Below are 7,686 nucleotides of genomic sequence, written 5' to 3' on the forward strand. Positions count from 1 at the left end.
TATAGCGAATAAAGAGCGGAATGTGTTGTGAGTCTGAAAAGATGTCTGCCGTTCTTGGAGAGAAAAGAGGATAGCCCTATGGCAACCGTTAAGGTCGATAACAGCAATTTTCAGTCGGACGTTCTTCAGTCCAGTGAGCCTGTCGTGGTGGATTTCTGGGCTGAATGGTGCGGTCCCTGCAAGATGATCGCTCCGGCTCTGGACGAAATCGCGACCGAAATGGCCGGTCAGGTCAAGATCGCCAAGGTCAATATCGATGAGAATCCGGAACTGGCCGCGCAGTTTGGCGTGCGCTCGATCCCGACGCTTCTGATGTTCAAGGACGGCGAACTCGCCGCCAATATGGTCGGCGCTGCTCCGAAGAGCCGCCTTGCCGACTGGATCAAGGCTTCTGCTGCGTAATCAGCGCATCCAAGAGATGAAAAAACCCGGCCTTCGAGCCGGGTTTTTTGCTTATTGAGGTGGTGTGCCGTTATCTCGCAGGACTTCGCCCGCGAGATAAAGCGATCCGCCAATCAGGATGCGCGGCGGCGCTTCATCCGGAGGCCATGTGTCGCGCAAAAGTTTCAACGCATTGGCAACCGAATGCACGGGCTCCGCCGAAAGATTGGCTTTCTGCGCGGAAACCGCCAGCTCATCGTTGGGAATGCCCGCATCGCTGGACGGGATCGGCACAGTAAACACATGCCGCGCCATGCCTGAAAAGGCTTCGAAATAGCCGACCGGGTCCTTGGTGTTGATCATGCCGGTGATGAGGAACAGCGGGCGTGCATTGCGCTCTTCAAGGTCGCCGAAGGCTTCCGCGATCACTGCACCCGCACCCGGATTGTGACCGCCATCAAGCCAGATTTCGGATGCTGCCGGGGCCATATCCACAAGCGTGCCATGAGTCAGCCGCTGCATGCGGGCAGGCCAGTCCACCACCATCAGCGCCTTTTCGACAGCTTTGTCGGTCAGGTTGAAACCGGCCATCTGCACGGCCTCGATTGCGGCTGCGGCATTGGAAATCTGGTGGCGTCCGGGCAGGCGCGGCAGAGGCAGGTCGATCAGGCCATCCTCGTTCTGGAACACCATCCGGCCATGTTCCTCGAAGGCGAGAAAATCCTGTCCGTAGACCGAAACCGGACAGTCAAGCCGGTCTGCTGTCGAGACAAGCACCTCCCGCGCTGCATCGAAGGGCTGGAAGCCGACCACGACCGGGCATTCCTTCTTGATGATGCCAGCCTTTTCGGCGGCAATAAGCTCCACGCGATCACCGAGATAGGCCTGATGGTCGATGGAAACCGGCATGATGAGCGAGACGGCGGGATCGGTAATGACATTGGTGGCGTCGAAACGCCCACCGAGGCCCACTTCCATGACGACGACATCCGCCGGATGCTCGGAAAAGAGCACGAAGGCCACAGCGGTCAGGATTTCGAAAACGGTGATGTGCTGCCCGTCATTGGCCGCTGCAACACGTTCTATGGCATCGGCCAGAACATCATCGCTGACCAGCTTTCCGCCGCCGGGCGCCGCCAGTCGATAGCGCTCATGCCAGTGGACAAGATGCGGCGAGGTGTGGACGTGAACGTCGAAGCCGCCTGCTTCCAGAAGCGCACGGCAGAAAGCGGTCGCCGATCCCTTGCCGTTGGTTCCGGCAATGTGGATGACCGGCGGCAGCTTCAGATGCGGATTGCCGAGCTTCTCCAGAAGACCGCGGATGCGGTCCAGGGAAAGATCAAAACCCTTTGGATGCAACTGCATAAGCCGCTCGATTGCGGCGGCGGCTTTTTCTGTCACGATCAGGCTGCCTTGCTGTTTGCTTCCGTCTTCTTGGCGTCCGGAGTGTCGCTGTTGCCAGGCTGCTTGGTCATGATCTTAAGGAGGCGCGCAATCGTGCTCTTTAGTTCAAGGCGAGAGACGACCATGTCGACCATGCCATGTTCCATGAGATAATCGGCGCTCTGGAAGCCCTCGGGGAGCTTTTCGCGGATCGTCTGTTCGATGACGCGCGGTCCGGCAAAACCGATCAGTGCGCCGGGTTCAGCGATGTGGATATCGCCCAGCATGGCATAGGAAGCCGTCACGCCGCCGGTGGTCGGATTGGTCAGGACAACGATATAGGGCAGACCGGCTTCTTTCAGCATTTCCACGGCAACTGTGGTGCGTGGAAGCTGCATGAGCGACAGGATGCCTTCCTGCATGCGTGCGCCACCGGAGGCGGCGAACAGAACCATGGGGCGCTTCAGCTCGATGGCCTTTTCAAAGCCCTGAATGATCGCTTCACCGGCACCCATGCCAAGCGAGCCGCCCATGAAGCCGAAATCCTGGACGGTGGCGACAATCGGCAGGCCTTCGATGGTGCCGAGGCCGTTGACGATGGCGTCATCCATGCCGGTGCGGGTGCGATAATCCTTGAGACGGTCGATATATTTCTTCTCGTCGCGGAATTTCAGCGGATCGACCGGCACTTTCGGCGCTTCAAGGGTGGTGTATTCGCCATTGTCGAAGAAGAAGCGCAGGCGATCCTTCGCCTTGATGCGCATGTGATGGCCCGAGGACGGGATCACGAACTGGTTGCTCTCAAGGTCCTTGTGAAACACCATCTCACCGGTCGACGGATCCTTGATCCAGAGGTTTTCCGGCATTTCACGGCGACCGAGCATCGAATTGATCTTCGGACGGACGTAGTTGGTGATCCAGTTCATGACGTTTGGTTCCGTTTCTTGTTCTTCGGCAACGACTTCTCAGCCGCTTAGATGGACGATTTATTGGGCGGCTTCAAGGCGTGTAGCGCGAACGCTCTCTGCAAGAGCGTGGACAAGCCGGGTTGCGGCGGCGACAGGATCGCCCTTCGCCTTGCCGTTTTCGTCCAGTTCACCGGCAATCGCGTTGACAATCGCCGTGCCGACGACGACGCCATCCGCATGGGCGGCGATGGCTGCGGCCTGCTCCGGTGTCTTGACGCCGAAACCGACGCAGATCGGCAGATCGGTGCTCTTCTTGATGTGGCGCACGGCTTCGCCGACCTTTGCCGTGTCGGCAATGGCCGAACCGGTAATGCCGTTCATCGAGACGTAATAGACAAAGCCCGATGAATTATGCAGCACCTTCGGCAGGCGCTTGTCGTCGGTGGTCGGCGTGGTGAGGCGAATGAAATTGATGCCAGCTTTCATGGCGGGGATGCAAAGCTCCGCATCCATTTCGGAGGGAAGATCGACGACGATCAGCCCATCCACGCCGGAAGCCTTGGCATCGGCCAGAAAGCGCTCCACGCCATAGATATAGATCGGGTTGTAATAGCCCATCATCACGATAGGCGTCGTGTCATCTTCCTTGCGGAATTCTGCCGCCATGTGCAGCGTCTTGGCAAGCGTCTGGCCCGCTTTGAGGGCGCGAAGGCCTGCCGCCTGAATAGCCGGGCCATCCGCCATCGGATCGGAAAATGGCATGCCAAGCTCGATCACGTCCGCACCGGCCTTTGGCAGGGCTTTCATCACCTTGAGCGAGGTTTCGAGATCCGGATCGCCACCCATGAAATAGGTAACGAGCGCCGGACGGCCCTCGGCCTTCAGTTCTGCGAATTTGGTGTCGATGCGAGTAGTCATACCGTGCCCCGTGGCAAAGTGCGCGCCAGGTAGTCGGCAACGGGCTTGCCCGCCATCGCCGTTTCCATCCATGCGCGCCGTTCAAAGTCTATGATTCCCAGTTCCCACACGCAGGCCATCAAGAGCGGCTGTGCGGGCATGAATTCCACCTCGTCGCCGAGTTCCGACTGCCAGAGGATTTCCGTGGCAATGCCGCCCTCAAGCCACCAGTGCAGGAGCAGCCACAGGCCATCCTCACCCTGATGCAGAATCGCGAAACCCACGCCCAGATGCGGCAGGGCGGCGAGCTTTTCGGCGGCGGTTTCAATCTGTCTGCGGGCGAGGCCAACAGCGGCTTCCGCGACAGGGTTGGCCGGATCGGCTTCAATGATGTTGAGCTTGATCGTCGCCGGACCGCACGTCGTCAGGCCGTCGAACCATGCGGCGCGCGGCTTGTAGACGGAGATTTCGGCGACGTCGTTGCCCATGTCAGATGTCCATGCCGAGAAGCTTGCCGACCGTGTGGACATCCTTGTCGCCACGACCGGACAGATTGACGATCATGACCTGATCCTTGCCCATGGTCGGGGCCATTTTCACGGCCTGCGCGATGGCATGGGCGGATTCGAGGGCGGGAATGATGCCTTCGGTGCGAGTGCAAAGCTGGAATGCATCCAGCGCCTCATCATCGAGGATCGGCACATAGTCGACGCGCCCGCTGTCTTTCAGCCACGAATGTTCCGGCCCGACGCCCGGATAGTCGAGACCAGCGGAAACCGAATGGCCTTCGAGAATCTGGCCTTCGTCGTTCTGGAGGAGATAGGTGCGGTTGCCATGCAGCACGCCGGGACGGCCAGCGCTCATCGAGGCGCAATGTTCGTCACCGTCAAGACCGCGCCCGCCAGCTTCCACGCCGACGATCTTCACGGAGGCATCGTCGAGGAACGGATGGAACAGGCCGATGGCGTTGGAGCCGCCGCCAACCGCAGCCACGATCACATCCGGCAGGCGTCCTTCCTGTTCCAGAATTTGCTGGCGTGCCTCTTTGCCGATCACCGACTGGAAGTCGCGCACCAGTTCCGGATAGGGATGCGGACCGGCGGCAGTGCCGATCAGGTAATAGGTGTCTTCGACATTCGTCACCCAGTCGCGCAACGCTTCGTTCATCGCATCCTTGAGCGTGCCGTTACCTGCGGAAACCGGCTTCACTTCGGCGCCGAGCAGCTTCATGCGGAACACGTTCGGCTTCTGGCGCTCGACATCGGTTGCGCCCATATAGACCACGCAGGGCAGGCCGAAACGCGCGGCAACGGTGGCCGAAGCCACACCATGCTGGCCAGCGCCGGTTTCGGCGATGATGCGGGTCTTGCCCATGCGCTTGGCCAGCAGAATCTGGCCAAGGCAATTATTGATCTTGTGACTGCCGGTGTGATTGAGGTCTTCGCGCTTGAAGTAAATCTTCGCGCCACCCAAATGCTTGGTCAGGCCTTCGGCATAATAGAGCTTGGAAGGACGACCGGCATAGTAGGTGGAAAGCGCGTTCAGCTCCGCCTTGAATTCAGGATCGTTCTTGGCCGTTTCATAGGCTTCCTGCAATTCGAGGATCAGCGGCATCAGCGTTTCGGCAACGAAGCGTCCGCCGAAAATACCGAACATGCCTTCTTCATCGGGGCCTGTTTTGTAGGAATTGGGTTCAACCGGCTTGTTCAACGCTTTCGCTCCGTCATTTCAGGCTGCCTGCGGGCGTCAGTGACAGCCCGGAAAAAATTCTCGATGAGGCGCACATCCTTTTCGCCGGGCGCGCGCTCGACGCCAGACGATATATCGATACCGGGCGCATGGGTCTTGTGCAGCGCCTCTGCGATATTGTCCGCATTCAATCCACCGGAAAGCATGTAATCGATATCCGCGTCAAGCGCAGCCAGAAGTTCCCAGTCGAATGACACGCCATTGCCGCCCGGAAGCTCCGATCCCTTCGGCGGCTTGGCATCGAACAGGAAACGGTCGGCTATGCCTTTATAGGCCGCAATCGGCGCTAGATCGCTGGCCTCGCGCACCGAAAAAGCCTTCATGACCGGCAGGCCATAACGCGCCTTGATGGAGGCCACGCGTTCCGGCGTCTCGTGGCCATGCAGCTGCAAAATGTCGGGCTTCACCGTTTTCACGATGTCGTCCAGCGTTTCATCGTCGGCATCGACTGTAACGGCAACCGCAAGCGCGCGTCCCTTGACCGCATCGCGCAGGCTTGCCGCTGTCTGCGGCGTTATATGGCGCGGGCTTTTGGGAAAGAAGATGAAACCGATATGCGTCGCCCCGCCGTCGAGGGCGGCGGCAACAGCCTCCGGCGTCTTCAACCCGCATATTTTGATATCAAGGACCATAGGTTCCCCGTCGCACAAATCAGGGCACTACTCAAGTTGCTATCGGACCGGATGCCCGTCAAAACCTTGTGCAATCAGAAAATCATACGCCTCCATGACCTCAAGGGGAACTGCCTGCGCGATCTGGTAGCCCTTGGCGGGATATTCCAGAATGCGTTGCAGGTCGCCAGTCATCTCATGGATAAGCATTTCGACCGGATGATCCGCCGTCGGCTGGTCTTCAAAGGCGGTGAGGGGAGCGGTGATGCTTGCGCGCGCTTCCGGCCATTGGCGCGCCACGGTCGCCAGAACGCGGCGCTGGGTCTGCGGCTTTGTCACAAGGATGGCGCTGATGGCGCCGGGCGCAAGCCTTTCGCGGCTGAACCTTATGTTTTCGCCGATATTGGTGGCATTGGGCTCGATCGTGATCGCTTTTTCCGGCACGCCGCGCTTGATGGCGATTTCGGCAAAGGCTTCCGCTTCGCTGGTCTTATAGAGCTTTTCCGTCCAGTGGCCGCTTTTGCCGGTGAATACCAGCCAGGTCGCCATGCCTTCGAGAAAAAGATCGGCTGCTCTTTCGGCCACGCGCGGATCGTAGCTGCCAAGCCCGATGATGACATCGGCGGTTTCCAGCGGATCATAGATGCAGTGATAATCCCACAGCACCTTGGCGGCGGTCAGTACGGATGGGTTCATGTAAAGTCGATAGCCTGTAATGCGCTGCCATTGCGCTTCAGCCACGCCTTGCAGCGCTCCGTGTCGGGGCAAAGCTCATGGCAGAGTTTCCAGAATTTCGGCCCATGGTTCATCTCGATGAGATGGGCCACTTCATGGGCGACAAGATAATTGATCACCGGGGCAGGCGCCATGCCGATGCGCCAGGAGAAGGAAAGGACGCCGTCCGAGGTGCACGATCCCCAGCGGCTTTTCGTATCCTTGAAACGCACCGCTTTCGCCTTGCGGCCGACAGCGGCAGTGTGGCGGGCGACAAGCGCCTCGATCTCGCGCTTCACCTCGCGCTTGATGTGGTCGGCAACGCGGCGCGGCAGATGTGCCGGATCACCATGAACCAGCAGGATGTTGCCTTCAAGAAGCTCGGTGGTGCCGCGTCCCGGCTGGTGCACGATCTTGTGCGGCACGCCGCGCAGGGGGATTTTGATACCGGCGCGCACGCCCGGCTGGTCGGGCAGTTTTGCGATGCGGCTTTCAATCCAGCCTGCGTGGCGGTTGAGAAAGCTCAGCACTTCGCGTTCGGGAAGGCCGGGCGGAACCGTGACACGCAATCCCTTGCCGCCGGTTTCGATGCGCAAGGTCAGCCGTTTGGCACGGGGATTTTCGAAAACGCGCAAGGGAAGTTCCCGCCCAGCGACCGCGTGGATGCGTTCGCTGCGAACGGTTGTCGTCCCAGCGGATGCCCCTTTGCCGCTGATTTGCCGAAGAAAGGAAAGGCCCATCATTCAAGAATAAGCGATTCGTTCAAAAAGCCAAAAAATTTGCAGCTTACAGCAAAACGGCGCGGTTTGACCGCGCCGTCAGACTGCTGACAAACCCCTGGCCTTGTTCAGGGGGTTGTGATTCATTGGCCATGTTGAAGAAACCCGCTCCGTCGCAGACGGCACTCGAGATGGTGACGCTCGACAGTCTGGTTCCGAAGGATCACCTGCTTCGCAAGATCGATGCTGTGATCGACTTCTCCTTCATCCACGACCGCGTTGCCGGACTTTACTGCGCCGACAACGGCCGCCCGGCGCTCGATC

Annotated in this window: 9 protein-coding genes and 1 pseudogene; 2 read left to right on the forward strand and 8 right to left on the reverse strand. The window is 59.4% G+C overall.

From position 1 onward, the window contains the following. Positions 1-78 precede the first annotated feature (78 nt). Complete coding sequence (trxA, locus tag F9K78_RS13560) at positions 79-402, forward strand: thioredoxin (protein WP_006473274.1); 324 nt, start codon at positions 79-81, stop codon at positions 400-402. Positions 403-453: 51 nt separating this feature from the next. Here the strand turns inward: trxA and F9K78_RS13565 are convergent, their stop codons facing one another. Genes F9K78_RS13565 through F9K78_RS13600 form a run of 8 tightly spaced genes read right to left on the reverse strand, consistent with a single transcriptional unit; the run spans position 454 to position 7,383 of the window. Beyond that, positions 454-1,746, reverse strand: coding sequence for a bifunctional folylpolyglutamate synthase/dihydrofolate synthase (locus F9K78_RS13565; RefSeq protein ID WP_174813488.1), 1,293 nt, complete (start codon positions 1,744-1,746; stop codon positions 454-456). A gap of 38 nt (positions 1,747-1,784) precedes the next feature. Further along, entirely contained in the window at positions 1,785-2,690 is a 906-nt protein-coding gene (gene accD / locus F9K78_RS13570) for an acetyl-CoA carboxylase, carboxyltransferase subunit beta (RefSeq protein ID WP_151682237.1), read from the reverse strand. A gap of 60 nt (positions 2,691-2,750) precedes the next feature. Next, complete coding sequence (gene trpA / locus F9K78_RS13575; protein ID WP_121986836.1) at positions 2,751-3,590, reverse strand: tryptophan synthase subunit alpha; 840 nt, start codon at positions 3,588-3,590, stop codon at positions 2,751-2,753. After that, positions 3,587-4,057: a hypothetical protein gene (locus F9K78_RS13580; protein WP_121981238.1), complete on the reverse strand. Its 471-nt coding sequence runs from the start codon at positions 4,055-4,057 to the stop codon at positions 3,587-3,589. The genes trpA and F9K78_RS13580 overlap by 4 nt, the downstream gene beginning before the upstream one ends. A gap of 1 nt (position 4,058) precedes the next feature. Beyond that, entirely contained in the window at positions 4,059-5,279 is a 1,221-nt protein-coding gene (gene trpB, locus F9K78_RS13585) for a tryptophan synthase subunit beta (protein WP_121986835.1), read from the reverse strand. After that, on the reverse strand, positions 5,276-5,950 hold the full coding sequence (locus tag F9K78_RS13590; protein ID WP_121986834.1) for a phosphoribosylanthranilate isomerase: 675 nt from the start codon (positions 5,948-5,950) through the stop codon (positions 5,276-5,278). The genes trpB and F9K78_RS13590 overlap by 4 nt, the downstream gene beginning before the upstream one ends. Positions 5,951-5,989: 39 nt before the next feature. Further along, the gene (locus tag F9K78_RS13595; RefSeq protein WP_121986833.1) at positions 5,990-6,625 is read right to left on the reverse strand and encodes a YdcF family protein; all 636 of its coding nucleotides are present in this window, start codon (positions 6,623-6,625) and stop codon (positions 5,990-5,992) included. Beyond that, on the reverse strand, positions 6,622-7,383 hold the full coding sequence (locus F9K78_RS13600; protein ID WP_121986832.1) for a M48 family metallopeptidase: 762 nt from the start codon (positions 7,381-7,383) through the stop codon (positions 6,622-6,624). Before F9K78_RS13600 ends, F9K78_RS13595 begins: the two co-directional genes overlap by 4 nt. A gap of 131 nt (positions 7,384-7,514) precedes the next feature. Here F9K78_RS13600 and F9K78_RS13605 point away from each other — a divergent pair. Continuing rightward, positions 7,515-7,686, forward strand: a pseudogene (locus F9K78_RS13605) (IS5/IS1182 family transposase); the annotation flags it as partial.

The organism is Brucella pseudintermedia, from assembly GCF_008932435.1.
Lineage (GTDB): Bacteria > Pseudomonadota > Alphaproteobacteria > Rhizobiales > Rhizobiaceae > Brucella > Brucella pseudintermedia.

What these genes read in the sequence shown, in the direction of transcription:
- trxA (WP_006473274.1), top strand. Translation starts at nt 79, where the DNA reads ATGGCAACCGTTAAGGTCGATAACAGCAATTTTCAGTCGGACGTTCTT.
- F9K78_RS13565 (WP_174813488.1), bottom strand. Translation starts at nt 1,746, where the DNA reads ATGCAGTTGCATCCAAAGGGTTTTGATCTTTCCCTGGACCGCATCCGC.
- accD (WP_151682237.1), bottom strand. Translation starts at nt 2,690, where the DNA reads ATGAACTGGATCACCAACTACGTCCGTCCGAAGATCAATTCGATGCTC.
- trpA (WP_121986836.1), bottom strand. Translation starts at nt 3,590, where the DNA reads ATGACTACTCGCATCGACACCAAATTCGCAGAACTGAAGGCCGAGGGC.
- F9K78_RS13580 (WP_121981238.1), bottom strand. Translation starts at nt 4,057, where the DNA reads ATGGGCAACGACGTCGCCGAAATCTCCGTCTACAAGCCGCGCGCCGCA.
- F9K78_RS13590 (WP_121986834.1), bottom strand. Translation starts at nt 5,950, where the DNA reads ATGGTCCTTGATATCAAAATATGCGGGTTGAAGACGCCGGAGGCTGTT.
- F9K78_RS13595 (WP_121986833.1), bottom strand. Translation starts at nt 6,625, where the DNA reads ATGAACCCATCCGTACTGACCGCCGCCAAGGTGCTGTGGGATTATCAC.
- F9K78_RS13600 (WP_121986832.1), bottom strand. Translation starts at nt 7,383, where the DNA reads ATGGGCCTTTCCTTTCTTCGGCAAATCAGCGGCAAAGGGGCATCCGCT.